Here is a 22,405-nt window from a genome sequence, read left to right on the forward strand (position 1 = left end):
TCGCCCCGCGCACGGCCGTCAGGGGTGGAAGCGCCCGTCGCGTGGGGCGAAGACCGGGAGGGCGTCGGCGTCGGAGTAGCGACCCCGCAGGTACTCGTCCACCCAGGCCAGCCGGTCGTCGTACCCCGACTCGGCCACCACCCGGGCGCAGACCGCCTCGAGGTCGACCTCGGTGTGCCGCAGCGACACCTGGCCGCCGCGCAGCAGTGCCCACGCGCCCCCCGGGCGCCCGTACGGCATACCGATGCTCCCCCGGTTGACCACCCAGCGACGGTCCACCAGGCGCGCGAACGGCATGTGGGTGTGGCCGCACAGCACGGTCCGCACGTCGTCGGGCAGCCCGGAGAACGCCTCGGCCCAGCGCTCGAGCCGGGTGTCGACGAGCACGACCTCCTCGTCGTCGCGGGGCGACCCGTGGCACGCGAGCACCGACCCGAACCCGTCGACGTCGACGGTCACCGGGTGCGGCAGGCCGGCCAGCAGCTCGACCTGGTCGGGGCGCAGCTGGGACCCGGCCCACTGCGACTCCGGGTGCTCGCTCGTGCCGCCGCGGGCGACGTCGACCAGCTCGCGGTCGGCGTTGCCGCGCACGAGCACGGCCCGCTCCCCCAGGGCGGCGAGCGCGTCGAGCGTCTCGACCGGCATCGGTCCGGCGGCGTGGTCGCCGCAGACGACGACGAGGTCGGCGGCCGCGACGTCCGGTTCGGCGAGCACCGCCTCGAGGACGGGCAGCACCCCGTGGACGTCGGACAGGACCGCGACGGACTCGACCATGCAGCGACCGTATGCCGTGCCCGGCCCGTGCGGCCGGCTGTTCGCCGCCGGCGGATCGGGGTGGAACGGGGCGGCTGGGCGGGTGGAGGGGCGCCCGGCGGCGTGCGGTCGCCGCTGTCGGGGGACGGGAGCACCATTGGGCCCATGCCCGAGATGTCCGAGTCGCACCGCTGCACGATCGTCCCGCCCTACCTGCTCGAGGCGCTGTCGCGGCAGGGGTCCGGCGAGGTGGCGCACTGCGCCTCCCGGACGCTCGACCGCGACGGGGAGTGGCGCTCGCGACGGGGCGCCGGCGGCGGACGCCCCGGGGCTGCCGGCGGCGGACGCCCCGGGGCTGCCGGCGGCGGACGCCCCGGGGCTGCCGGTGGTGGGGCTGCCGGTGGTGGGGCTGCCGGTGGTGGGGCTGCCGGTGGGGCGACCGCCCGGCCGGCCGGGGGCGGTGGGGTCGCCCCGGACGACGGGACCACCCCGCAGCGCGTGGTCAGCGACGCCGGCGGCACGCAGACGCTCCCGGGGCGCCGGGTCCGCGGTGAGGGCGACCCCACGACGGGCGACGCCGCGGCCGACGAGGCCTACGACGGGCTCGGCGCGACGTGGCAGCTCTACCGCGACCAGTACGGCCGCGACTCCCTCGACGACGAGGGTCTGCCACTGCTCGCGACGGTGCACTACGGCACCGACTACGACAACGCGTTCTGGGACGGGACGCAGATGGTCTTCGGGGACGGCGACGGCCGCGTCTTCACCCGGTTCACCGTGGCGGTCGACGTCATCGGGCACGAGCTCACCCACGGTGTCACCGAGCTCACGGCCGGCCTGACCTACCAGGGCCAGCCCGGGGCGCTCAACGAGAGCATCTCCGACGTCTTCGGGTCACTCGTGCGCCAGCGCGCCGCCGGCGAGACGGCGGACCAGGCGGACTGGCTGATCGGCAAGGGCCTGTTCACCCCGTCGGTGAAGGGCGTCGCCCTGCGGTCGATGAAGGCTCCGGGCACGGCCTACGACGACCCCCAGCTCGGCAGGGACCCGCAGCCCGCCGACATGTCGGGCTACCTGCAGACCACCGACGACAACGGTGGCGTGCACATCAACTCCGGCATCCCCAACCACGCGTTCTACCTCGCCGCGACCGCCATCGGCGGCAACGCCTGGGAGGGCGCCGGCCAGGTCTGGTACGACGTCCTCACCGGCGGCACCATCGCCGCCGACTGCGACTTCGCCACCTTCGCCGGGCTCACGGTGGCCGCCGCCGAGGCCAGGTATGCCGCGGGCTCACCGCAGGCGCGCGCCGTGCGCGACGCGTGGGTCCGGGTGGGTGTGCTGTCCGGGTCGGCCGCGTCCGGCGCTGCCGGCTCGGGTGGCGCCGGTGCCGCAGCTGCCGGCTCGGCGTCGGATGGTGGTGCGTCGGGCGGTTCCGCGTCGACCGGCGCGGCCCAGCCCGGTGCTGCGGTGCGGGTGCGCCGGACGGGCGGCATCGCCGGTCAGCAGCGTCACCGCACCGTCGCGCTGGCCGAGCTGCCCGACGCCGACGCGCACGCGTGGCGCGGGCTGCTGGCCGACGACGGGCTGGACGCGCTGGCTGCCCGTCGGGGGCGCGTCGTCCCGGACGCGTTCACCTACCACGTCGCCTGTCCCCCGGACTCCGACGAGGTGGACCTGGCCGAGCTGGACCTCCCCGAGGACGTCCGCGACCTGCTCAGCCGGACGCTCGACGGCTGAGGCCGGTGGGATGGGCGCCGGAGGCTGGCGCTGGGTCGCCGCGTCGCGCTGGCGGCACTGAGCTCGTCCGTCGTCGGCTCGAGACGTCCGGCGCCCTGAAGGTGGTCGGTCAGACGACGCCGTGGGTGCGCGTCGCCCACAGGGTCGAGGCCACCCGGTCCACGAAGGCGCCGACCTTGGCCTGGGACGTCCCCTGCGAGGAGAACGTCACCACCTGGTCGCCGACGACGACCGCGACCGCGACTCCGTAGAGCTGGCGCGTCCCGCCCAGGTGGTAGGTCAGTCGCACCGCCGGGCCTGCCTGGGTCCGGACGTGGGTGAGGCGGTCCACGGGGCCGGCCAGCCCGGTGGACACCCCGGCACGCAGGGTGGCGTCCGGGGGCAGGGCCCGACCGGGGGTGTGCGTGACCACCAGGGCGACCGGGTCTCCCGGCTCGGCCACGATCGAGGTGAAGATGCGCCCCATCCGGGCCTGGAGCATCTGCGTGTAGTCCTCGAGCGACAGCCCGAGGAGCGCGGCCACCTTGCGCCGCTCCTCCAGGCTGCCCTGGGAGTTGGCCACGGTCCCGGCGTCCAGCTCGGAGAAGGTGCGCGGTACGCCGAACGCGATGCCGAGGTCGGAGTCCTCGACCGGCTGCTCGTCGGCGGTGAGCGGGGCGCCCTTCCAGACGGGCTGCGGGTCCTGCTCCGTGTCGGGCGTGGGGGCCGGAGCCGGCTGGCCCGGGGTCACGGTGGCGGTCGGGGTGATGGCGTCCGGGTCGGGCGGCAGGGCGGTGATCGTCCCGGGCGAGCCGGTCAGGCCGCCGCTGCACCCGGCGAGCGACAGGACGAGGAACGAGGCCCCGGCGCCGGCGCCGGCGCGCAGGCGGACCCCCACGCGGACCCGCAGGTTCCGCCTGGATCCCGCCTCCGGACGCGCTCTCCCCACGCGCGGCACGCTAACCCGGGACCGTGCCGGAAAGGGGTGGTTCTGGCCCGGACCACCCGTTCGGTGGAGGCGTCGGCCCGCGGTCGGGAAATCGCGCGTGTGGCCCGCTGGGGGCCCGGGTGGCGACCCCCGCCCCGTCAGGCGTGGTTTTTTTCGCCCTGATGCGCGTTCACGGGCCTCCTGAGGCCACTTCCGGCCCTCGCGACAGGTAGACTGGGAGGTGATTCCGCGACCAGCTGGTCTCCAGCCTGGTCGCGTTCCATGAGCAGGGTACGACGACGTGGCGGGGTCCGTCCGTGCGTCGTGCCGCAAGCACAGAGGAGCACCGTGCCCGCGCCCGACCAGAACGACCGACCCGTCCAGGACGAGAACCTCACGGCCGCGGAGGCCGAGGCCGCCCGCGAGCTGGCCGAGGCGCAGCTCGCCGGGGTCGAGCCGGGCTCGGACTACGACGCGAGCGCCATCCAGGTGCTCGAGGGCCTCGAGGCGGTGCGCAAGCGCCCCGGCATGTACATCGGGTCCACCGGTGAGCGGGGCCTGCACCACCTCGTCTGGGAGATCGTCGACAACGCCGTGGACGAGGCGCTGGCCGGGTACGCCGACACGATCGACGTCACCCTGCTCGCCGACGGCGGGGTGCGCGTCAAGGACAACGGCCGCGGCATCCCGACCGGCCGCAACGAGGCCTACGGCATGTCGACGGTCGAGCTCGTGCTCACCCAGCTGCACGCCGGCGGCAAGTTCGGCGGCGGCGGGTACAAGGTGTCCGGTGGCCTGCACGGCGTCGGCTCCTCGGTCGTCAACGCCCTGTCCACCAAGCTCGACGCCGAGGTGCGCCAGCTGGGGCACGTCTTCCGGGTCTCCTTCGACCACGGCGAGGCGGTCGCCCCGCTCGAGCAGATGGAGGCGTCCGACGAGACCGGCACCACCATCACCTTCTGGGCCGACGGCGACATCTTCGAGACGACCACGTACGACTTCGAGACGATCCGGGCCCGGTTCCAGCAGATGGCCTTCCTCAACAAGGGCCTGACCATCAACCTCGTGGACGAGCGCGACCCGGCCACGGGCGACGAGGCGGCCACCGACGACGTCGTCGACGAGGCGGAGAAGAAGCCCCGCCAGGTCTCCTACCGGTACGACAACGGCCTGGTCGACTACGTCACCCACCTCGTCGGCTCGAAGAAGGCCGAGCCGGTCAACGCCGAGATCATCTCGATCGAGTCCGAGGACACCGAGCGCCAGCTCAGCCTCGAGCTCGCGATGCAGTGGACGACCGCGTACTCCGAGTCGGTCCACACCTACGCCAACACGATCAACACCCACGAGGGCGGCACCCACGAGGAGGGCTTTCGCGCGGCGATGACCAAGCTCATCAACGACTTCGCGCGCAAGCAGAACCTGCTCAAGGACAAGGACGACAACCTCACCGGCGACGACATCCGCGAGGGCCTGACGGCCGTCGTGTCGGTCAAGCTCGGCGAGCCGCAGTTCGAGGGCCAGACCAAGACCAAGCTCGGCAACTCCGAGGTCAAGGGCTTCGTCCAGCGGGCCATGACCGACGAGTTCGGGCACTGGCTCGAGGCGCACCCCAACGAGGGCAAGGACATCGTCCGCAAGTCGATCCAGGCCGCGGCCGCCCGCATGGCCGCCCGCAAGGCGCGCGAGGCGACCCGGCGCAAGGGCCTGCTCGAGTCCGGCGGCCTGCCCGGCAAGCTCAAGGACTGCCAGAGCAAGGACCCCTCGATCTCCGAGGTGTTCATCGTCGAGGGCGACTCGGCCGGCGGCTCGGCCGTCCAGGGCCGCAACCCGCACACCCAGGCGATCCTCCCGATCCGCGGCAAGATCCTCAACGTCGAGAAGGCGCGCATCGACAAGGTGCTCGCCAACAACGAGGTCCAGGCGCTCATCTCTGGCTTCGGCACGGGCATCGGCGAGGACTTCGACCTGTCCAAGGCCAGGTACCACAAGATCATCCTCATGGCCGACGCCGACGTCGACGGCATGCACATCCGCACGCTGCTGCTGACGCTGCTCTTCCGGTTCATGCGCCCGCTCATCGAGGCCGGCTACGTCTACCTCGCCCAGCCGCCGCTGTACCGGCTCAAGTGGAGCAACCACGAGCACGAGTTCGCGTTCAGCGACCGCGAGCGCGACGCGATGATCCTCGAGGGCCAGTCCCGCGGGTGGCGCCTGCCGAAGGACAACGGCGTCCAGCGCTACAAGGGTCTCGGCGAGATGAACTACCACGAGCTGTGGGAGACCACGATGGACCCCGACCACCGGGTCCTGCTCCAGGTGACGCTCGACGACGCGGCCGCTGCGGACGAGATCTTCGCGATCCTCATGGGCGAGGACGTGGAGTCCCGCCGCGGCTTCATCCAGCGCAACGCCCGCGACGTCCGCTTCCTCGATATCTAGGTATGCCGCCGGGCCGGCGGGTTTCACGTGGAACCAGCCCCCCGGCATACCGACTGATCTTTTTGCGAACGGCATTGAAGGACAAGGGAATCCATGACTGAGCAGCCGCCCACCATCACCCCGGGCGATCGGACCGAGCCGATCGACCTCAACACGGAGATGCAGCGCAGCTACATCGAGTACGCGATGAGCGTCATCGTGAGCCGCGCGCTCCCCGACGTCCGGGACGGGCTCAAGCCGGTGCACCGACGCGTGCTGTACGCCATGTACGACGGCGGGTACCGGCCCGACCGCGGGTACAACAAGTGCAGCCGCGTCGTCGGCGACGTCATGGGCCAGTACCACCCGCACGGTGACAGCGCGATCTACGACGCCCTCGTCCGGCTCGTGCAGGACTGGTCGCTGCGGTACCCGCTCGTCGACGGCCAGGGCAACTTCGGCAGCCGCGGCAACGACGGCGCCGCCGCCCCGCGGTACACCGAGTGCCGGATGGCGCAGATCGCCATGGAGATGGTGCGCGACATCCACGAGGACACCGTCGACTTCCAGCCGAACTACGACGGCAAGACGCAGGAGCCGACCGTCCTGCCGAGCCGGTTCCCGAACCTGCTCGTCAACGGCTCCGCCGGCATCGCCGTCGGCATGGCCACCCAGATCCCGCCGCACAACCTGCGCGAGGTCGCGGCCGGTGCGCAGGTCTACCTCGACAACCCGGACATGCCGCGCGAGGAGCTGCTCGAGCGCCTGCTGACGATCATCCAGGGCCCGGACTTCCCGACCGGGGCGCTCATCATGGGCCGCCGCGGCATCGAGGACGCGTACCGCACGGGCCGCGGCTCGATCATCATGCGCTCGGTCGTCGAGGTCGAGGAGATCCAGGGCCGGCAGTGCCTCGTCGTCACCGAGCTGCCCTACCAGGTCAACCCGGACACGCTCGCGCAGAAGATCGCCGAGCTCATCAAGGACGGCAAGCTGGCCGGCATCGCCGACCTGCGCGACGAGACCTCCGGCCGCACCGGCCAGCGCCTGGTCATCGTGCTCAAGCGCGACGCCGTGGCCAAGGTCGTCCTCAACAACCTGTACAAGCACACCCAGCTGCAGACCAACTTCGGCGCCAACATGCTCGCGCTCGTCGACGGCGTGCCGCGCACCCTGCCGCTCGACGCGTTCATCCGGCACTGGGTCGACCACCAGATCGAGGTCATCCAGCGGCGCACGACCTTCCGCCTGCGCAAGGCCGAGGCCGAGATCCACATCTTGCGCGGCCTGCTCAAGGCCCTCGACGCCCTCGACGAGGTCATCGCCCTCATCCGCCGCTCCCCCACCGTGGAGGAGGCGCGCGACGGCCTCATCGAGCTGCTCGAGATCGACGAGATCCAGGCGCGCGCGATCCTCGACATGCAGCTGCGCCGCCTCGCCGCCCTCGAGCGGCAGAAGATCATCGACCAGCACGACGAGCTCGAGGCGATGATCCTGGACTACCAGGACATCCTGGCCACCCCGGCCCGCCAGCGCTCGATCGTCTCCGAGGAGCTCGGCCAGATCGTCGACAAGTACGGCGACGACCGCCGCACCACGATCGACCTCTTCGACGGCGACATGTCGATGGAGGACCTCATCCCCGAGGAGGACGTGGTCGTCACCATCACCCGCGGTGGCTACGCCAAGCGCACCCGCGTCGACGCGTACCGCTCGCAGGGCCGCGGCGGCCGCGGCGTCCGCGGGGCGTCGCTCCGCGGCGACGACATGGTGGAGCACTTCTTCACGACGTCCTCGCACCACTGGCTGCTCTTCTTCACCAACCTCGGCCGGGTCTACCGGGTCAAGGCGTACGAGCTGCCCGACGCCGGCCGCGACGCCAAGGGCCAGCACGTCGCCAACCTCCTGGCGCTGCAGCCCGACGAGCAGATCGCCCAGGTGCTCGACCTGCGCGACTACGCCCAGTCGCCGTACCTCGTGCTCGCCACGAAGAACGGCCTGGTCAAGAAGACGCGCCTCGCCGACTACGACTCCCCCCGCTCGGGCGGCCTCATCGCGGTGAACCTGCGCGACGGCGACGAGCTGATCGGCGTCGACCTGCTCAGCGCCGACGACGACCTGCTGCTCGTGTCGCGGAAGGCGCAGTCGGTGCGGTTCCACGCGACCGACGAGCAGCTGCGGCCGATGGGCCGGGCGACCAGCGGAGTGACCGGCATGCGCTTCCGCGGTGACGACTCGCTGCTGTCGATGAGCGTGGTGCGCGCCGGCGAGGACCCGGACGTCTTCGTGGTCTTCGAGAACGGCATGGCCAAGCGCTCGCCGTCCTCGGAGTGGAACGTCAAGGGCCGCGGCGGCCTCGGTGTCGCCGTCGCGAAGATCACCGAGCGCAACGGCGACCTCGTGGGCGCGCTCACCGTGTCCGAGTCCGACGACGTCATGGTGGTGTTCGCCAAGGGCAACGTCGTGCGTATGCCGGTCGCCCCGGTCGCGCGCCGCGGGCGCAACACCCAGGGCGTCATCTTCGCCCGCCCGGGCAAGGGTGACTCCGTGGTGGCCGTGACCGATGCGCCGGAGACGGCGCCGGAGGACGTGGTGACCGAGGCGGAGGCGGCAGCCGAGGGCGGGACCGCAGCTGCGGCCGACACCGCGGCTGTCCAGCCCGTGAGTGGCGAAGGCGACTCGCAGGCCATCGATGCCGTACCGTCGGAAACGAACGATCAGGTCGCGCCCGAGGCTCCTGCCGCGGACGAGTCCGACGACGAGGGCACCGGAGGTAACGCGTGAGCACGGCAGGCCAGACGAGCAGGTCGGCCCTGGGCCAGGGCGGTCCGACGACCGGCCAGCCGGCGACCGGCACCGCCGGCCCCGGCGCGACGACCGCCACGCGGCCCGGTGCGCAGGCAGGCACCACGGCGTCCCGTCCGGTGGGCGGCGCAGCGAGCGTCCGCCAGCGGCGGGTCAAGCTCACCGTCAGCCGGGTCGACCCGTGGTCGGCGATGAAGATGTCGTTCCTCATCTCCGTGGCGCTCGGCATCGCCGGCGTCGTCATGGTGGCCGTGCTGTGGATGATCCTGTCCGGCATGGGCGTGTTCTCGGAGATCAACCGCCTGGTCGGGACGATCTTCTCCGACAGCCAGAACCCGTTCGACATCATGAACTACCTCGGTTTCGGCCGGGTGCTGTCGCTGTCGATCGTCATCGGGGTCATCGACGTGATCCTTCTGACCGCGCTGTCGACGCTCGGAGCCTTCCTCTACAACGTCTGCTCCTCGCTGGTCGGCGGCATCCAGCTGACCCTCACCGACGACTGACGCAGGACGGTCGGGGCCGTTTTGGAACCGACCGTGGGCGTGGGGTAACCTCATGCCTCGCGCCACCTCCCGTGGCGCAGCGGAGATTGGGCTCACGGGCCTATAGCTCAGACGGTTAGAGCGCTTCCCTGATAAGGAAGAGGCCACAGGTTCAAGTCCTGTTAGGCCCACCAATCCCGATCCCCGCGGTTCCGGTGAGGAAGGCGGAGGCCGTGAAGAAGCTCCTGCTCCTGGTCGCGACCGCCATCGGCGCCGCGGCGATCCAGAAGAAGCTCAAGGACCAGCAGGCCGAGAAGGACCTCTGGGCCGAGGCGACCGACTCCCCGCGCTAGGCGGACCAGCGGCCGACAGGCCACCGGACCCGCTCGGGGGCCATGGCGCAATTGGTAGCGCACCTGCTTTGCAAGCAGGGGGTTAGGGGTTCGAGTCCCCTTGGCTCCACCACGACAGCAGCCCCTCCCGACATCGGGAGGGGCTTCGTCGTGTCCTGTCCCCGTCCGCTCCGGGACCGGTGGTCTCAGCGCAGGTGCAGGATGCGGTCCAGCAGGGGCGGGCCGATGACGACGACCAGCAGCACGCCGTTCACGATGAGCCCGACCCGGGCGAGGCGCTGGCTCGCGTCACGCCGCAGCGCGTGCCACGCGAAGGCCACGCCCGCGACCAGGGGCGCCGCCCAGATCAGGGCGACGGCGCTCCAGCCGAACCAGTTCTCGATGTATGGCACCTCGCCGCCCGGGGTGTCGATCCCGAAGAGGCGGGCGGCGGGGGCGCTCAGGGCGATGAACGCCGCTGTCCAGACGACGAAGACGCCGAGCATCCACAGGGAGGTCAGGGCCTGGACGCGCGGTCGGTGGATCGCGGCGGGGTCGTGCGTGCGACCGGGGTGGTGGGTGGTCATGGTCTCCACCTCCTTGCGCCTCGAGCGTGCACCCACGTGCTGGCCCGCAGGCAGGGGCGAAGGTCCCACCGACCTCAGGGTGCGAACAGGACGCGCGGGACGCGGCAGTTCAGGCCGACGTCGTTGAGCCGGTCGAGCAGCGGGCGGCCGCCAACCTCGGGCAGTGCCAGGGTGGCGCGTTTCCCCGCGGCGAGCTCACGCGCATACGCATCCCGCGCGGCGACGAGCCGCTCCCAGTCCTGCACCCACTGCTCGGAGGGCGCGTCGGCGGACAGGCGTGCCTCGCCGAGGGCGCGCATCTTGGTGACGAGCTGCATCACGGCGTCGTTCTGCGCACTGAGGGCGCCCACGCGCTGGCGCACCGTGGCAGCCGGCCCGACGGCCGCAGCCGCGGCGGACTCCCTCATCTGGGCGCACGCCGCGCTCGCAACGGCGACCACCTCGGAGCTCCCGATGACCGCGGGGTCGTCGGTGGTGGCGTAGCTCCACAACCGGCTCAGCGCGACCCACGCCGCCACGAGGGCCAGGACCACGGCCACCCGTGCCGCCCAGAGCCTCCACCCCGGAGTCGCCATGGACCCATGGTCCCGCCGGTCGGGTCAGCTGCAACCCGTCAACAGCACGAGCACGGTTCCGCCCGGCCGGCGCGCCGGGCCAGGGGTGGTGTGAGCTCGGCTCAGCCGTCGACCTCGACGACGCTCGCGCCCGGCGCGTTCTTCTGCACCGACTCGATGCCGTTCTCGGCAGCGGCCTTGGACTCGTAGGCCTCGCCGACGGCGATCACCTGTCCGTTCCCGGCCTTGAGGCGGAAGCGCCACTTACCGGACTTGTCCTGGTACAGCTCGAACTTCCCTGCCATGGCACACCTCGTCGTGTCGAGACCACAGTGGACGGAACGCCCGCAGCCTAGGCCCGCTGGTTGCCGTGGGCCAGCCCTGCAGCAGGGTCAGGGACGGCCGTATGCCGGCGGCTCGGCCTCACGGGAGAGTCCGGGCGGTGCCGGGAGGGGTCGGCGTGGCTCGCGCACGCCCGCGGACCCGTCGTCGCCGCGACCGCCCGCGGCATACGTCCCGACCAGGGCGCGGCCGCGCAGGCGGCGGTGCCGGTACACGGTGACCAGCCCGTGCCAGGCCGGGTCGGGGATGGCCTGGCGCGCTTGCTGGACCGCCTCGGACGGGCTCGCAGCGGTGATGTGCGCCCGGAAGTCCCGGACGACCCGGCCGTCGCCCACGTGCACGTCGTACGTCGCCATGCGACCCAGCGTGCGCCGGAACGGCCCTGCTCACAAGGGCTTTGCCGGAACTGCTGCGCTAGCCTCGCAGGCATGTCGCAGCCCGGACCCGAGGACGCACGACGCCGGGTCCCCCGCACGGACGCCGTGCTTGCCGAGCCGGCCCTCGTCCAGGCGGTCGCCCGCCTCGGGCGGGAGCGGGTCAAGGACGCGGTCCGCTCGGCCCAGCAGCTGGCCCGGGCCGGAGCGATCGACCCGTCCGAGGTGGCTGCCGTGGCGACGGCGTCGCTGCCCAGCCGGTCGACGTCGCTCACACCGGTCGTCAACGCGACCGGCGTCGTCGTCCACACCAACATCGGGCGGGCGCCGCTGTCGTCGGCCGCCGTCGAGGCCATGACGGCGGCGGCTGGGTACGTCGACGTCGAGCTGGACCTCGCCACCGCCCAGCGGTCCCGGCGCGGCCGCGGCACCCTCGAGGCGCTGGTGGCAGCCGTGCCTGGTGCCGAGGCCGCCCTGGTCGTCAACAACGGCGCGGCCGCGCTCGTCCTGGCCACCACCGCCCTGGCCGGGGAGGGCCGCGAGGTCCTGGTGAGCCGCGGCGAGATGGTCGAGATCGGCGACGGCTTCCGCCTCCCCGACCTCATCGCGAGCACGGGTGCCCGGTTGCGCGAGGTGGGGACGACGAACCGGACGACCTTGCAGGACTACGCCAGCGCGGTCGGCCCCAGCACCGGCTGCGTCCTCAAGGTGCACCCCAGCAACTTCCGGGTCGAGGGCTTCACGTCCTCGGTCCCCGTCCGCGAGCTCGCGACGCTGGGTGTCCCCGTCGTCCACGACATCGGCAGCGGCCTGCTGGCACCCCAGCTGCTCCTGCCCGACGAACCGGACGCCGCCACGGCCCTGCGGGAGGGGGCGTCCGTCGTCACCTGCTCCGGCGACAAGCTGCTCGGCGGTCCGCAGGCAGGCATCGTGCTCGGCCGCGCCGACGTGGTCGAACGGCTGCGCCGGCACCCGCTCGCCCGGGCCGTCCGCTGCGACAAGACCACCCTCGCCGCGCTCGAGGCCACGCTGCGCGGGCCGCAGGCCCCGGTGTGGGAGTTCCTCGAGGCCGACCCCGACGCCCTGCACCAGCGGTGCGCTGCGCTCGCTGCCGCCCTGCCCGACCAGCTCGAGGCGTCGGTCGTCCCCAGCGAGGGGGTCGTCGGTGGAGGCGGTGCGCCGGGACAGGTGCTGCCCGGCTGGGCTGTGTCGTTGCCCGAGTGGGCGGCGGCCGACCTGCGCACCCAGGACCCGCCGGTGCTGGCCCGGGTGGAACGCGGACGCTGCCTCGTCGACCTGCGGTGCGTGCCCGAGCAGGACGACCCGACCGTTGCAGCGGCTCTCGCCCGGCTCGGGCGCTGACCAGGCTCGGGCGCTGACCCGGCTCGGGCGCTGGCCCGCCTCGGGCGATGACCGGCGTCAGGCCGTGATGGTCCCGCCCTCGAAGGTGCAGGTCAGCCGTCCGTCCCCGGTGGCCACGGTGTCGGTGACGGGGTAGCCGTAGCGACCCGTCGCACCCCCGGCAGCCTTCCACTGGGTCAGCACCGCGCCGTACACCCGGCGGGCGGCCCCGGAGCCGAGCGCCCACAGCTCGCCGCCCTGGAACACCTGGTGGCTGCCGCGCGCGTCGCTCGCGGCACCGGCGACCGGGTAGACGAGCACGCCGTTCTGCCGGCCGGCGGCGGCCCAGCCCACGTCCATGACCCCGAGCACCACCTGCGTGGCCGTCGAGGCGGAGTCGGTGATGCTGCCGCCCTGGAACGTCTGCAGCCACCCGGCGTCGCGCAGGTTGAAGGTGCACGGGCCCGTCGGGTAGCCAAGGACACCGTCCTGGCGCCCGAGCTGGGCCCACCGGGTGTAGCGGATGTTGTGGACGACCTGGGTCGTCGTCGACGCCGAGTCGGTGATCGCGCCGCCCTGGAACGTCTGCAGCCACCCTCCGTTGCGCAGGTTGAACGCGACGGGCGCGGTCGGGTACCCGAGCAGGCCGGTCTCGCGGCCCTCCGCCTTCCACTTGGTCCAGCGGATGTCGTAGACGACCTGGGTGGTGGTGGAGGCGGAGTCGGTCACCGCGCCGTTGACGAAGATCTGGATCCAGCCGCTGTCCTTGAGGCCGGTGATCTGGTCCGAGGCGGGGTACCCCAGGGCGCCGCGTGCGCCGCCCATCGCCTGCCACTTGGCGTCGATCCACGACGGGACGGCGCGGGTGCCGTTCGTGGAGTTGGTGACGACCTTGCCGCCCTGGTACTGGACGTAGGTGCCGCGGCCGTCGCCGACCGAGCGGATCGGACCGGTCGAGGCCTTGAGGAACGAGCCCTGGGCGCCGAGGTTCCGGTACTTCTGCTCGATGACGCCCCATTGCGGCAGCAGCGGCGAGCTGTGCTCGGACGTGCGGTTGTCGCTGAGGGAGGTGGTGGTACAGGCGGCCCACTTGTAGGGGGCGACGCAGCTCACGACGCGGCAGTGGACCCCGCCGGAGCACTTCACCTGGGTGTTGCACTGGCCGTAACGGAAGGCGTTGCAGCACACGCGGCGCTGGTCGCAGGTGGCCGTCGAGCCGGTGCCGCACGAGCAGGACCAGCACCTGCTGTCGCAGATGCCGTCGGTGCACCCGGTGCTGCACTTGGAGCAGGAGGCGTTGCAGTCGACGATGTACCGGTAGCCGCCGCCGCACCACGAGGAGTCGGCCGCCTTCCACCACCCCGCGGCGAAGCTGCCGGGCGGGCAGGTGTTGACCCCCTTGTTCACCGTGGCGCAGAAGACGGTCCAGCCGCTCGACGCGGTGTTGCCCGGTCCGCAGATGGTGGCGTATGCCGCGACGGGCCGCAGCGCGTACTCCCTGGGCTTGGTGGCCAGGGCGGTGGCGGCCACGGTCGCCCCGAGCAGGACGCCCCGGCGCGAGACGGGGCGCAGCCGCTGGGCCAGCCGGGTCACGACGCCGGCCATGCCGCCCGGGCCCGCTCCGGTGGTGAGGTCGTCGAGGGTGCTCACGGGCGGCCTCCCTGCCGCAGAAGGGTCTCGCGGTCGGTGATGTGCAGGGTGGAGACGAGCAGGGCCGCGCGCCGCACGGTCGCCATCCGGCGCGCGTGGCTGCCGATGACGGTGAAGAGGCAGAAGCCGCGACCGCCGGAGCTGAAGAAGTGCTGCGAGGCACTCATCCCCGGCAGCGGCCGCTGCATCCGGTTCGGCGCGAACTGCGACGGCGCCAGCCGGGGCAGACCCTGCTTCTCGAACAGGCCCTGGTCGGCGACCTCCGTGCCGTAGTCGACCAGCGCGACGAACACGTCGTCCGGGCCGAGCAGGTCGACGACCCCGGTGCCGAAGTCCTCGCGCACGGCAGGCAGCGGTCGGGTGCACGCGTGCAGCACCGGGCGGGTGACGTCCTGCTCGGCGTCCGGGGCGAGACGGGCCCCCGGTGCGGGCGGCTCGGCGCCCGGCTGGCGGGTCACCTCGACGTGCCACCCCCGAGGCGCATCGGCGCGCAGGCCGTAGCGGTCAGCCATCCCTCACCCACTCCCGATCGAGGTGGCCAGCAGCACCGCCGCCGCACCGCCCAGAGCCACTGTAGCCACGATGTGTGCCGGTTTTGCCCATCGTTCGACCCTTTGGAAGACCCGGTGCAGGGCCTCGCGGTCGTGCACCCGGGCCAGGAGCAGCGACGGCATCGCCCGGACCAGGCCGAAGACGCCGCCGACGAGCAGCCCCACGCGCACGTCGCCGGACAGAGCCGCCAGCAGCACCACGGCATACGTCGTCGCGCTCGTGATGATCGTGACCAGGCCGAACCCGAGCTGCGCGCCGAACCCCAGCCCCATCACCCAGCCGCGGTACTCGTCGAGCCACGCGACGTCGACCTGGCGGCGCCACGACGGGATCGCCGCGGCTCCGCGCAGGTCGAGGACGAGCCCCACCAGCAGCAGGACGCCGACGAGGCCCAGGGCCCAGGCGGAGGACCGGGCGGCGACGGGCACGAGCGCGCCGAGCAGCGAGGCGAGGGCGCCGAGGGCCAGGCCGCCGGCCAGCGATCCGACGAGGTATGCCGTGGTGGTCAGCCACCAGCGGGAGTTGCGGGCCCGCTCCCCGAGCGGGCTGATGCTCGAGAGCATCGACTCACCTCAAGGGGACCAGGTCGCCCGGACGGCGGCGACGACCGCCATGGGGACCCCGAGGACGAGGGAGAGGGCCGTCGCGTCCATGCCCGGGTCAGGAGTCGCGGCCGGCGCGCCCCGGCTCGGGGTCCGGGGGCACGAACAGGCTGGGGTGGCCGGGCGTGATGCCGGAGGCCCGCAGCTCGGCGTCGATCCGCGTCAGGCTGTCGCGGCCACCGTCGTCGGCCGCCGGGACGGAGCCCGCACCGGAACCGACCGCGCCGGGACCCGAGCGGCCGGCGGCCACCCGCGCCTCGTCGGCGTCGGCCACGCCCTGCGCCATGAGGTCGCGGACCTGGGCCCAGGTCGTGGCCGACCCCTCGCCGGTGACGGTGCCGGCCTCGACGTAGACGAAGTACGGCGAGCCGGGGATGTCGTAGTCGGTCCAGGCCCGGCTCGACTGCACGACGTCGAGCCGGCCGGCGAGGGCCTTCAGCGCGCTCGGCGACTCCTCCTCCGGCCCCTTGGCGACGACCACGAGACGGCCGTTGCCGGGCACGTCGACCTCGTGCTGGAACTCCTCCCAGAACGTCTGGCACACGCTGCAGCCGCTGGTGAGGAACGCGAGCAGGGTGCGGCTGCCCGCGGCCGTGACGTCGTGCCGTCGCTCGGTGCGGTCCAGCGCCGTGCCGACCACGTCGTGCCCCCGGGCGGAGTCGTGCCGGGTGGCGGGGACGACCCCGCTCTCGAGCTCGACCGGCACCGGACCGGGAGCGCCGCCGCTGGTGGCGCGGGTGACGCCGGTACCCGCCTCCCTCTCGAGCTCGAGCCCGGCACCCAGCTCGTGCAGCGCCCGGAGGATGAGCGCGTGGCTGCGCAGCAGGCCCAGCACCAGCAGGCCGAGCAGGACGATGGCGACGCCTTCGGCGACGACGGCGGCGAGCATGCGGATCAGCCCTTCGTGGTGCTGCGGACGGCGGCGGGGGTGGTCGCGGGGAGCACGGCCATCACCTGCCAGGCCAGGAAGGCGACGACGACAGCGAGGCCGGCCGTCGCGAGGGTGGACCCGTCCACCGCGCGCCACGCCCCGGTCGGGGGCGACACGGCGACGAGGAGGGCGACGAGGCACGCCGCGCCGGTGAGCGCCGCGTGGGTACGCGTCGCCGGGGTGTCGGGCTTGCCGAAGCATCCGCACGAGCCCAGGACGCCCCCGCGGGCCAGGACCCGCACGATGAACGCGGTGAAGAGCAGGTATGCCGCGGCCACGAGGCCGGCGGCATACCGACCGGGCGCGACCACGGCCCAGACGCCGACGAGCACCTCACCGACGGCGAAGGCCCGCACGAGCTGCCGGTGGACGGGGAGCCCAGCCGTGCGCAGGGCGCGGACCAGCGGGAGCGGGTCGAGCACCTTGGGGACGCCGGCCACGGCGAGCAGCCCCGCCGCGGCGAGGAACGGACCGGCCACGACGTCCCACATGCCGCCCCACGCTACGTCACAGCGGGGGCCGCGGGACGAAACCGGGACGGGCGTCCCGTGATGTCGTCCTGCGACCCCCGCTGTGGGTGGTCGGGGTGGCCCTGGGGGCCGGGGGTCAGGCCGAGGTACCGTCGCCCTTCGCCTCGTCGGCGGCGTCCTTGGCGCTCTCGGCGGCACCCTGGGCCGCGCCCTTGGTGCGGTTGGCGGTCTCGGTCGCCTCGTCCTTGGCGCTGGAGGCGGCGTCGGACGCCTTGTCCTTGACCTCGGACGCCTTGTCCTTCACCGCGCTCGCCGCGGAGGAGGCCTTGTCCTTGGCGGCGTCCGCCAAGCTGGAGACCTTCTCGGAGGCCGAGGTGCCGACCGAGGAGCTGCGACCGGTGGTGGGCGCGGTGTACGGGTCGTCGAGCGGGGTCGCCCACGGGTCCTCGCGCGGAGCGGACTTGCGGAACGCCGCGAAGGCGGCGGCCGCGGCGGCGATGACGCCGAGGGCGATCAGCAGCTTGCCCTTGCGGCGGCGGGGCTTTGCGACCGCGTCGCCCTTGAGCACGGAGTACGCGGCGGAGGAGCGGTCGGCGGCGTCGCCCGCGGCGTCACGCGCCGACTCCTTGGCGGCGGCGGAGGCAGCGGCGACGGCCGCGATGGCCTCGGCCACCTTGGGCAGGAGCGAGTCGACGATCGTGTCGCGGGCGCTGTCCACCTTGGGGGCCAGGCCCTCGACCGCACCCTGGAGCTTCGGCGCCGCGACCTCGATCCCGTGGTCGACCTTGGGCTTGGCCCAGTCGCGGGCGGCCTCCACGTGGGGACCCGCCCAGTCCTTCGCCGAGACCGCAGCCTCGCGCGCCGCCTCGGCGGCGGGGACCACGCGCTCCTTGAGGGCGCCGGCGTAGTCCGCTGCGTCGTGGGCCGTCTGCTGGACGGCCTCGGTGGCCTTCTCAGTCGTGGTCTTGGTGCGGAACACCGTGCCTCCTGTGGGCTGTCGCGGACATCGTCTTCATGTCCATCCTGCCGTGTTTCGGCTGGTCGGCAAGCCCGCCCCCGGTGCGGGACCGGGTGGTGGACGCCCTCGCACAGGCGTGGACGGCCTCGGTCGGCCGTGCGTGGCGGGGCGTGACAGGATGACCGCCATGGACGTCACCCTCAAGACCAACCACGGCGACATCAAGGTCACCCTGTTCCCCGACCACGCGCCGAAGACGGTGCGGAACTTCGTCGGCCTGGCCAAGGGCGAGCAGGAGTACCGCGACGACGCCGGCCGCTCCAACCCGACCCCGTTCTACGACGGCCTGGTCTTCCACCGCATCATCCCCGGCTTCATGATCCAGGGCGGCTGCCCGCTCGGTCAGGGCTTCGGCGGTCCGGGGTACACCTTCGACGACGAGATCAGCCCCGACAAGGACTTCACCAAGCCCTACATGCTCGCCATGGCCAACGCCGGCAAGCGCATGGGCAAGGGCACCAACGGGTCGCAGTTCTTCATCACCGTCGGCCCGACCACCTGGCTGCAGGGCAAGCACACCATCTTCGGCGAGGTCGCCGACGGCCCGAGCCGTGAGGTCGTCGACAAGATCGCGAACGTGCGCACCGGTGCGAACGACAAGCCGGTCGAGGACGTTGTCATCGAACAGGTCGTCGTCAACGACTGAGCCGACCCGTCCGGTCCAGGTGTCCCCGACCCAGAGCCGGCCGGCGCGCCCCGACCCGGAAGGTCCCGCATGACCGAGCCACCGACCCCCGGCGCCTCCTCTCAGCAGGAGGCGCCGCCGGTCTGTCCGCGCCACCCCGACCGCGTGTCGTACGTGCGCTGCCAGCGCTGCCAGCGCCCGGTGTGCCCGGAGTGCCAGCGCCCGGCCGCGGTCGGGGTGCAGTGCGTCGACTGCGTCCGCGAGCAGGCGCGCACCGTCCGGTCGGCCCGGACCGTCCTCGGTGGCCGCCCCAACGCGGCGCCGGTCGTGTCGTACGCGATCGTCGGCCTCTGCGTGCTCGTCTACGTCCTCCAGCTGGCCGTCCCCGGGCTGACCCGCGACATCGCGTTCGTGCCGGCGCTCGGGCGCACGGAGCCCTGGCGGTTCCTCACCTCCGCCTTCGCCCACAGCCCGAGCCAGATCACCCACATCCTGTTCAACATGCTCGCCCTGTGGGTGGTGGGCGCCCAGTACCTCGAGCGGCTGCTCGGTGGGGTCCGGTATGCCGCGGTGTACCTCGTGTCCGCCATCGGCGGGGGCGTCTGCTACCTGCTGCTGAGCACCCCGCCGCAGGTCGTCGGGGGCCAGCTGGTCGGCGGGACCAACTGGTTCACCGCCGCCGTCGGCGCGTCCGGTGCGGTCTTCGGCCTCTTCGGCGCGCTCGTGGTGGTCAACCGCAAGCTCGGCCTGTCCAACGGCGGGATCTGGGCCACCATCGGCATCAACGCCGTGATCGGGTTCGTCGTCCCGGGCATCGCCTGGCAGGCGCACCTCGGCGGCCTGCTGACCGGCGCCGCCTGTGCGGCCGTGCTCGTGGGGCTCAACGGCCGTGAGAGCCGTCGCTACCAGTGGCCCGCGCTCGCCGGCGTCCTCGCGCTGCTGGTCGTCCTGGCCGTGGCCAAGTACGCCCTCACCTCCGACCCCACCCAGGTCTTCCTCGGCGGCTGACCGGCACGCCGCGGCGCCGCACCCGGGTGCGGCCGCGGCGGCATACCCGCTCGTCTGTGCACACAGGTCTGTCCGTGTGCGCACTGAGCGGATCCGAGCGCAGTGGTGCGGAGGTCTGTGCGCGGACCTGCGTGTGGGTCGCGGCATGTGCCCCGCTTGGGAACCTTCGTCCTCGGCCGCGTGGTGGAGCGGCGGCTCCTACCGAGGACGTATTACACGCCTGTCATTCTGTCCCCAGCTGTGAACAACCCTGTGGACAACTGCCGGTCTGTGGACAACCGGAGGACGGGGCCTCAGCGCCAGCGCGTGGTCATCCCGAAGCCGACGAGCATGAGGCCGAAGCCGATGCCGAGGTTCCAGCGGCCGAGCGACTCGACCGGGAAGCGCTGGGAGGTGATGTAGAAGACGACGATCCACAGCAGACCGACGACCATGAGGGTGAGCATCACGGGGACGAACCACGCCGGGTTGCCGACCTTCGGCTTCGCGGGCTTGCTGGGCGGGGTGTAGGCGCGCTTCTCGCGGCCCTTGGACTCCGGCACGGGTTCACTCCTTGCGAGTTCGAGCGGCGTTCGGGCCGCCGTGACGTGTGGCATAGCGTAGTGCCATGCCGGACCAGAAGCTGACGTGGCTGACCCGCCGCCCGACGCCCTGGTCCGCGCTCGTCCCGCTGGTGGCGCTCGGTGCGGGCATCCTCTTCGCGACCAGTGCCGCGACCGCCAAGGGCACCGACCTGCGGTCCTCGACCTCGGACCTGCCCGGCCTCATCCGCGAGCACACCCGCACCAACGCCCTGGCCGCCCAGCAGGTCGGGTCGCTGCGCGCGCAGGTCGACCAGCTCTCCGCCAAGCAGGCGCCGGGTGACCTGCGGGTCACCCAGCTCACCCGGCAGGCGGACAGGCTGCAGCTGGCGGCGGGCACCGAGGCGGTCACCGGGCCGACCGTCAGGGTCACCCTCACCGACGCCAAGAACGTGCCCGACCCGCTGCCCGACGGCTTCACCGTCGACGACTACGTCGTGCACCAGCAGGACGTGCAGGCCGTGGTCAACGCACTGTGGCAGGGCGGCGCCGAGGCGATGATGCTCATGGACCAGCGGGTCATCTCCACCAGCGCCGTCCGGTGCGTCGGCAACACCCTGATCCTGCAGGGTCGCGTCTACTCGCCGCCCTACGTCATCACCGCGATGGGCGACCCGATGGCGCTGCGGGCCGCGCTCGACACCAGCCCGTCGGTGCAGATCTACCGGCAGTACGTCGACGCCGTGGGCCTCGGCTACGACCTGCAGACCAAGCCGGAGCAGACGTTCCCCGCGTACGCCGGCTCGATCAACCTGCAGTTCGCCAGGACCGGCTCGTGAAGGCACTGCGCTGGTCGCTCGGCCTCGTCGGCGACCTGCTCGTCACGGCCGGGGCCCTGCTGCTGCTCTTCGTGGCCTGGCAGCTGTGGTGGACCGACGTCACCGCGAACCGGGTCCAGGGCGACACGGTGCACGCCCTCACCCGCGACTTCGGCACAGGGCGCTCCACCCCGGCCAGCGAGACGCCCAGGGCCGTCCCGTTCGGCGAGGCCTTCGCGATCCTGCGCATCCCGCGGCTCGGCGCCGACTACGCCCGCCCCGTGCTCGAGGGCACCAGCCTCGACATCCTGCAGGAGGGCGTGGGGCACTACACCGGGACCGCGGGCCCCGGCGCCGTCGGCAACTTCGCCGTGGCCGGCCACCGCACGACGTACGGACGGCCCTTCCACGACATCGACCGGCTCCGCCCCGGCGACAAGATCGTCGTCGAGACCGCGCAGGCCTACAGCGTGTACGTCGTGCGGCGGCACGAGATCGTCGACCCCACCGCCGTCCGCGTCATCGCGCCCGTCCCCGACAAGCCGGGCGCGAAGCCGACGGGGCGCTGGATGACCATGACGGCCTGCCACCCCAAGTACAGCGCGGCGCAGCGCTACGTCGTCTTCGCCGAGCTCGACAGGACCTACCCGCGCGCGAAGGGGCTGCCCGTGGGCACCCTCGCCGCCCCGAAGGGGGACTGACCCGTGCTGTATGCCGCGATCTGGCGCGCCCTGCCCGGCCCTCTCGTCGTGCGGGTGCTGCTCGCGCTCGTGCTGCTCGCGGCGGTGGTCGCGTTCTGCTTCCTGTGGCTCTTCCCCCGCATCGCGCCGTCGATGCCGTTCAACGACAACACCGTGGACGGTGGCTCGGCCGCCCACATCACGGTCTCGAAGGTGGTGGCGGCATGACCCGCGTCCTGGTCGTCGACAACTACGACTCGTTCGTCTTCACCATCGTCGGGTACCTCCAGCAGCTCGGCGCGCAGTGCGAGGTGGTGCGCAACGACGCCATCAGCCCAGCCGCCGCGGCGGAGTTCGACGGCGTCCTCGTCTCCCCCGGCCCCGGCACCCCCGAGGAGGCCGGGGTGTCGATGGCGATGATCGAGGCCTGTGGTGAGCGCGCCCAGCCGATGCTCGGCGTCTGCCTCGGCCACCAGGCGCTCGGCGTCGTGCTCGGGGCCACTGTCGGCCGCGCCCCCGAGCTGCTGCACGGCAAGACCTCGCGGGTCCTGCACGACGGGACGGGCGTGCTCGAGGGGCTGGCGTCGCCGTTCACCGCGACGCGGTACCACTCGCTCACCATCGACCCGGCCACGGTGCCGGACCAGCTGCTGCCGAACGGCCACACGGAGTCCGGCATCATCATGGCCGCCCGCCACAGGGACCTGCCGCTGCACGGGGTGCAGTTCCACCCCGAGAGCGTCCTCACCGAGGGCGGTCACCGGATCCTGGCGAACTGGCTGGTGCTGTGCGGGCTGGACGACGCCGTCGAGCGGTCGGCCGGGCTCAGCCCGCTCGTGCGGGACGCCGAGGGCGTCGCGCGCGTGGTCGCAGCCGGCGACTGACGCAG

At 72.7% G+C, this 22,405-nt stretch carries 25 protein-coding genes and 2 tRNA genes; 14 read left to right on the forward strand and 13 right to left on the reverse strand.

Annotated elements, in window-relative coordinates; genetic code table 11:
• Positions 1-18 precede the first annotated feature (18 nt).
• Complete coding sequence (locus J2X64_RS08075; protein WP_310152133.1) at positions 19-774, reverse strand: metallophosphoesterase family protein; 756 nt, start codon at positions 772-774, stop codon at positions 19-21.
• Between the two features lie 144 nt (positions 775-918).
• Between J2X64_RS08075 and J2X64_RS08080 the strand changes: the two genes are divergently transcribed.
• A complete protein-coding gene (locus J2X64_RS08080) occupies positions 919-2,493 on the forward strand; it encodes a protealysin inhibitor emfourin (protein WP_310152135.1) in 1,575 nt (524 codons plus the stop codon).
• 109 nt (positions 2,494-2,602) lie between these two features.
• Here the strand turns inward: J2X64_RS08080 and J2X64_RS08085 are convergent, their stop codons facing one another.
• Entirely contained in the window at positions 2,603-3,421 is an 819-nt protein-coding gene (locus J2X64_RS08085; protein ID WP_310152139.1) for a hypothetical protein, read from the reverse strand.
• Positions 3,422-3,682: 261 nt separating this feature from the next.
• On the opposite strand from J2X64_RS08085, the gene gyrB reads away from it, so the two are divergent.
• The 6 genes from gyrB (at position 3,683) to J2X64_RS08115 (ending at position 9,576) form a co-directional block, all read left to right on the forward strand.
• Entirely contained in the window at positions 3,683-5,842 is a 2,160-nt protein-coding gene (gene gyrB / locus J2X64_RS08090; protein WP_397444021.1) for a DNA topoisomerase (ATP-hydrolyzing) subunit B, read from the forward strand.
• 93 nt (positions 5,843-5,935) lie between these two features.
• Positions 5,936-8,605: a DNA gyrase subunit A gene (gyrA, locus tag J2X64_RS08095; RefSeq protein WP_310152143.1), complete on the forward strand. Its 2,670-nt coding sequence runs from the start codon at positions 5,936-5,938 to the stop codon at positions 8,603-8,605.
• Positions 8,602-9,132: a DUF3566 domain-containing protein gene (locus tag J2X64_RS08100; RefSeq protein ID WP_310152145.1), complete on the forward strand. Its 531-nt coding sequence runs from the start codon at positions 8,602-8,604 to the stop codon at positions 9,130-9,132. The genes gyrA and J2X64_RS08100 overlap by 4 nt, the downstream gene beginning before the upstream one ends.
• Positions 9,133-9,228: 96 nt before the next feature.
• Positions 9,229-9,305, forward strand: a tRNA-Ile gene (locus J2X64_RS08105).
• A gap of 39 nt (positions 9,306-9,344) precedes the next feature.
• Entirely contained in the window at positions 9,345-9,464 is a 120-nt protein-coding gene (locus J2X64_RS08110) for a DLW-39 family protein (protein WP_310152148.1), read from the forward strand.
• A gap of 36 nt (positions 9,465-9,500) precedes the next feature.
• Positions 9,501-9,576, forward strand: a tRNA-Ala gene (locus J2X64_RS08115).
• Between the two features lie 73 nt (positions 9,577-9,649).
• Here the strand turns inward: J2X64_RS08115 and J2X64_RS08120 are convergent.
• From J2X64_RS08120 to J2X64_RS08135, 4 genes are all read right to left on the reverse strand, one after another.
• Positions 9,650-10,030, reverse strand: a complete 381-nt coding sequence (locus J2X64_RS08120; protein WP_310152151.1) for a hypothetical protein — start codon at positions 10,028-10,030, stop codon at positions 9,650-9,652.
• Positions 10,031-10,104: 74 nt separating this feature from the next.
• On the reverse strand, positions 10,105-10,605 hold the full coding sequence (locus tag J2X64_RS08125) for a hypothetical protein (RefSeq protein WP_310152154.1): 501 nt from the start codon (positions 10,603-10,605) through the stop codon (positions 10,105-10,107).
• Positions 10,606-10,706: 101 nt separating this feature from the next.
• Positions 10,707-10,889, reverse strand: coding sequence for a YegP family protein (locus tag J2X64_RS08130; protein WP_310152155.1), 183 nt, complete (start codon positions 10,887-10,889; stop codon positions 10,707-10,709).
• Between the two features lie 87 nt (positions 10,890-10,976).
• A complete protein-coding gene (locus tag J2X64_RS08135) occupies positions 10,977-11,282 on the reverse strand; it encodes a hypothetical protein (RefSeq protein ID WP_310152157.1) in 306 nt (101 codons plus the stop codon).
• 72 nt (positions 11,283-11,354) lie between these two features.
• Between J2X64_RS08135 and selA the strand changes: the two genes are divergently transcribed.
• The gene (gene selA, locus J2X64_RS08140) at positions 11,355-12,662 is read left to right on the forward strand and encodes an L-seryl-tRNA(Sec) selenium transferase (RefSeq protein ID WP_310152160.1); all 1,308 of its coding nucleotides are present in this window, start codon (positions 11,355-11,357) and stop codon (positions 12,660-12,662) included.
• Between the two features lie 57 nt (positions 12,663-12,719).
• On the opposite strand, the gene J2X64_RS08145 is transcribed toward selA, so the two are convergent.
• The 6 genes from J2X64_RS08145 to J2X64_RS08170 all read right to left on the reverse strand — a co-directional run bounded on the left by J2X64_RS08145 (position 12,720) and on the right by J2X64_RS08170 (position 17,825).
• Positions 12,720-14,291, reverse strand: coding sequence for a hypothetical protein (locus J2X64_RS08145; RefSeq protein WP_310152161.1), 1,572 nt, complete (start codon positions 14,289-14,291; stop codon positions 12,720-12,722).
• Entirely contained in the window at positions 14,288-14,803 is a 516-nt protein-coding gene (locus J2X64_RS08150; RefSeq protein ID WP_310152163.1) for a hypothetical protein, read from the reverse strand. Before J2X64_RS08150 ends, J2X64_RS08145 begins: the two co-directional genes overlap by 4 nt.
• A 3-nt stretch (positions 14,804-14,806) precedes the next feature.
• Entirely contained in the window at positions 14,807-15,406 is a 600-nt protein-coding gene (locus J2X64_RS08155; RefSeq protein ID WP_310152166.1) for a hypothetical protein, read from the reverse strand.
• Positions 15,407-15,503: 97 nt separating this feature from the next.
• On the reverse strand, positions 15,504-16,334 hold the full coding sequence (locus J2X64_RS08160; protein ID WP_310152168.1) for a hypothetical protein: 831 nt from the start codon (positions 16,332-16,334) through the stop codon (positions 15,504-15,506).
• Between the two features lie 5 nt (positions 16,335-16,339).
• Positions 16,340-16,867, reverse strand: coding sequence for a MauE/DoxX family redox-associated membrane protein (locus tag J2X64_RS08165; protein ID WP_310152171.1), 528 nt, complete (start codon positions 16,865-16,867; stop codon positions 16,340-16,342).
• Positions 16,868-16,982: 115 nt separating this feature from the next.
• Positions 16,983-17,825 (reverse strand): hypothetical protein, encoded by an 843-nt coding sequence (locus J2X64_RS08170; protein ID WP_310152174.1) that lies wholly within the window; start codon positions 17,823-17,825, stop codon positions 16,983-16,985.
• A gap of 166 nt (positions 17,826-17,991) precedes the next feature.
• On the opposite strand from J2X64_RS08170, the gene J2X64_RS08175 reads away from it, so the two are divergent.
• Both J2X64_RS08175 and J2X64_RS08180 read left to right on the forward strand, forming a co-directional pair.
• Positions 17,992-18,510, forward strand: a complete 519-nt coding sequence (locus J2X64_RS08175) for a peptidylprolyl isomerase (protein WP_310152177.1) — start codon at positions 17,992-17,994, stop codon at positions 18,508-18,510.
• Between the two features lie 69 nt (positions 18,511-18,579).
• Positions 18,580-19,497, forward strand: coding sequence for a rhomboid family intramembrane serine protease (locus J2X64_RS08180; protein ID WP_310152179.1), 918 nt, complete (start codon positions 18,580-18,582; stop codon positions 19,495-19,497).
• Between the two features lie 293 nt (positions 19,498-19,790).
• On the opposite strand, the gene J2X64_RS08185 is transcribed toward J2X64_RS08180, so the two are convergent.
• Positions 19,791-20,039 carry a cell division protein CrgA gene (locus J2X64_RS08185; protein WP_310152181.1) on the reverse strand — a complete coding sequence of 83 codons (249 nt, stop codon included), beginning with the start codon at positions 20,037-20,039 and terminating at the stop codon, positions 19,791-19,793.
• A 65-nt stretch (positions 20,040-20,104) separates the two neighbouring features.
• Between J2X64_RS08185 and J2X64_RS08190 the strand changes: the two genes are divergently transcribed.
• The 4 genes from J2X64_RS08190 to J2X64_RS08205 are packed head-to-tail and all read left to right on the forward strand — an operon-like array spanning position 20,105 to position 22,400.
• Positions 20,105-20,857, forward strand: coding sequence for a DUF881 domain-containing protein (locus J2X64_RS08190; RefSeq protein WP_310152184.1), 753 nt, complete (start codon positions 20,105-20,107; stop codon positions 20,855-20,857).
• Complete coding sequence (locus tag J2X64_RS08195) at positions 20,854-21,537, forward strand: class E sortase (protein ID WP_310152187.1); 684 nt, start codon at positions 20,854-20,856, stop codon at positions 21,535-21,537. The genes J2X64_RS08190 and J2X64_RS08195 overlap by 4 nt, the downstream gene beginning before the upstream one ends.
• A 3-nt stretch (positions 21,538-21,540) precedes the next feature.
• The gene (locus J2X64_RS08200; RefSeq protein WP_310152189.1) at positions 21,541-21,744 is read left to right on the forward strand and encodes a hypothetical protein; all 204 of its coding nucleotides are present in this window, start codon (positions 21,541-21,543) and stop codon (positions 21,742-21,744) included.
• Complete coding sequence (locus J2X64_RS08205; RefSeq protein ID WP_310152192.1) at positions 21,741-22,400, forward strand: aminodeoxychorismate/anthranilate synthase component II; 660 nt, start codon at positions 21,741-21,743, stop codon at positions 22,398-22,400. Before J2X64_RS08200 ends, J2X64_RS08205 begins: the two co-directional genes overlap by 4 nt.
• Positions 22,401-22,405: the final 5 nt, after the last annotated feature.

The organism is Phycicoccus sp. 3266 (assembly GCF_031456495.1).
Lineage (GTDB): Bacteria > Actinomycetota > Actinomycetes > Actinomycetales > Dermatophilaceae > Pedococcus.

Excerpts from the sequence above, each read along its gene's own strand:
- J2X64_RS08075 (WP_310152133.1), bottom strand. The coding sequence starts at position 774 with ATGGTCGAGTCCGTCGCGGTCCTGTCCGACGTCCACGGGGTGCTGCCC.
- J2X64_RS08080 (WP_310152135.1), top strand. The coding sequence starts at position 919 with ATGCCCGAGATGTCCGAGTCGCACCGCTGCACGATCGTCCCGCCCTAC.
- gyrB (WP_397444021.1), top strand. The coding sequence starts at position 3,683 with ATGAGCAGGGTACGACGACGTGGCGGGGTCCGTCCGTGCGTCGTGCCG.
- gyrA (WP_310152143.1), top strand. The coding sequence starts at position 5,936 with ATGACTGAGCAGCCGCCCACCATCACCCCGGGCGATCGGACCGAGCCG.
- J2X64_RS08120 (WP_310152151.1), bottom strand. The coding sequence starts at position 10,030 with ATGACCACCCACCACCCCGGTCGCACGCACGACCCCGCCGCGATCCAC.
- J2X64_RS08125 (WP_310152154.1), bottom strand. The coding sequence starts at position 10,605 with ATGGCGACTCCGGGGTGGAGGCTCTGGGCGGCACGGGTGGCCGTGGTC.
- J2X64_RS08130 (WP_310152155.1), bottom strand. The coding sequence starts at position 10,889 with ATGGCAGGGAAGTTCGAGCTGTACCAGGACAAGTCCGGTAAGTGGCGC.
- J2X64_RS08135 (WP_310152157.1), bottom strand. The coding sequence starts at position 11,282 with ATGGCGACGTACGACGTGCACGTGGGCGACGGCCGGGTCGTCCGGGAC.
- selA (WP_310152160.1), top strand. The coding sequence starts at position 11,355 with ATGTCGCAGCCCGGACCCGAGGACGCACGACGCCGGGTCCCCCGCACG.
- J2X64_RS08150 (WP_310152163.1), bottom strand. The coding sequence starts at position 14,803 with ATGGCTGACCGCTACGGCCTGCGCGCCGATGCGCCTCGGGGGTGGCAC.
- J2X64_RS08155 (WP_310152166.1), bottom strand. The coding sequence starts at position 15,406 with ATGCTCTCGAGCATCAGCCCGCTCGGGGAGCGGGCCCGCAACTCCCGC.
- J2X64_RS08160 (WP_310152168.1), bottom strand. The coding sequence starts at position 16,334 with ATGCTCGCCGCCGTCGTCGCCGAAGGCGTCGCCATCGTCCTGCTCGGC.
- J2X64_RS08165 (WP_310152171.1), bottom strand. The coding sequence starts at position 16,867 with ATGTGGGACGTCGTGGCCGGTCCGTTCCTCGCCGCGGCGGGGCTGCTC.
- J2X64_RS08175 (WP_310152177.1), top strand. The coding sequence starts at position 17,992 with ATGGACGTCACCCTCAAGACCAACCACGGCGACATCAAGGTCACCCTG.
- J2X64_RS08180 (WP_310152179.1), top strand. The coding sequence starts at position 18,580 with ATGACCGAGCCACCGACCCCCGGCGCCTCCTCTCAGCAGGAGGCGCCG.
- J2X64_RS08190 (WP_310152184.1), top strand. The coding sequence starts at position 20,105 with ATGCCGGACCAGAAGCTGACGTGGCTGACCCGCCGCCCGACGCCCTGG.
- J2X64_RS08205 (WP_310152192.1), top strand. The coding sequence starts at position 21,741 with ATGACCCGCGTCCTGGTCGTCGACAACTACGACTCGTTCGTCTTCACC.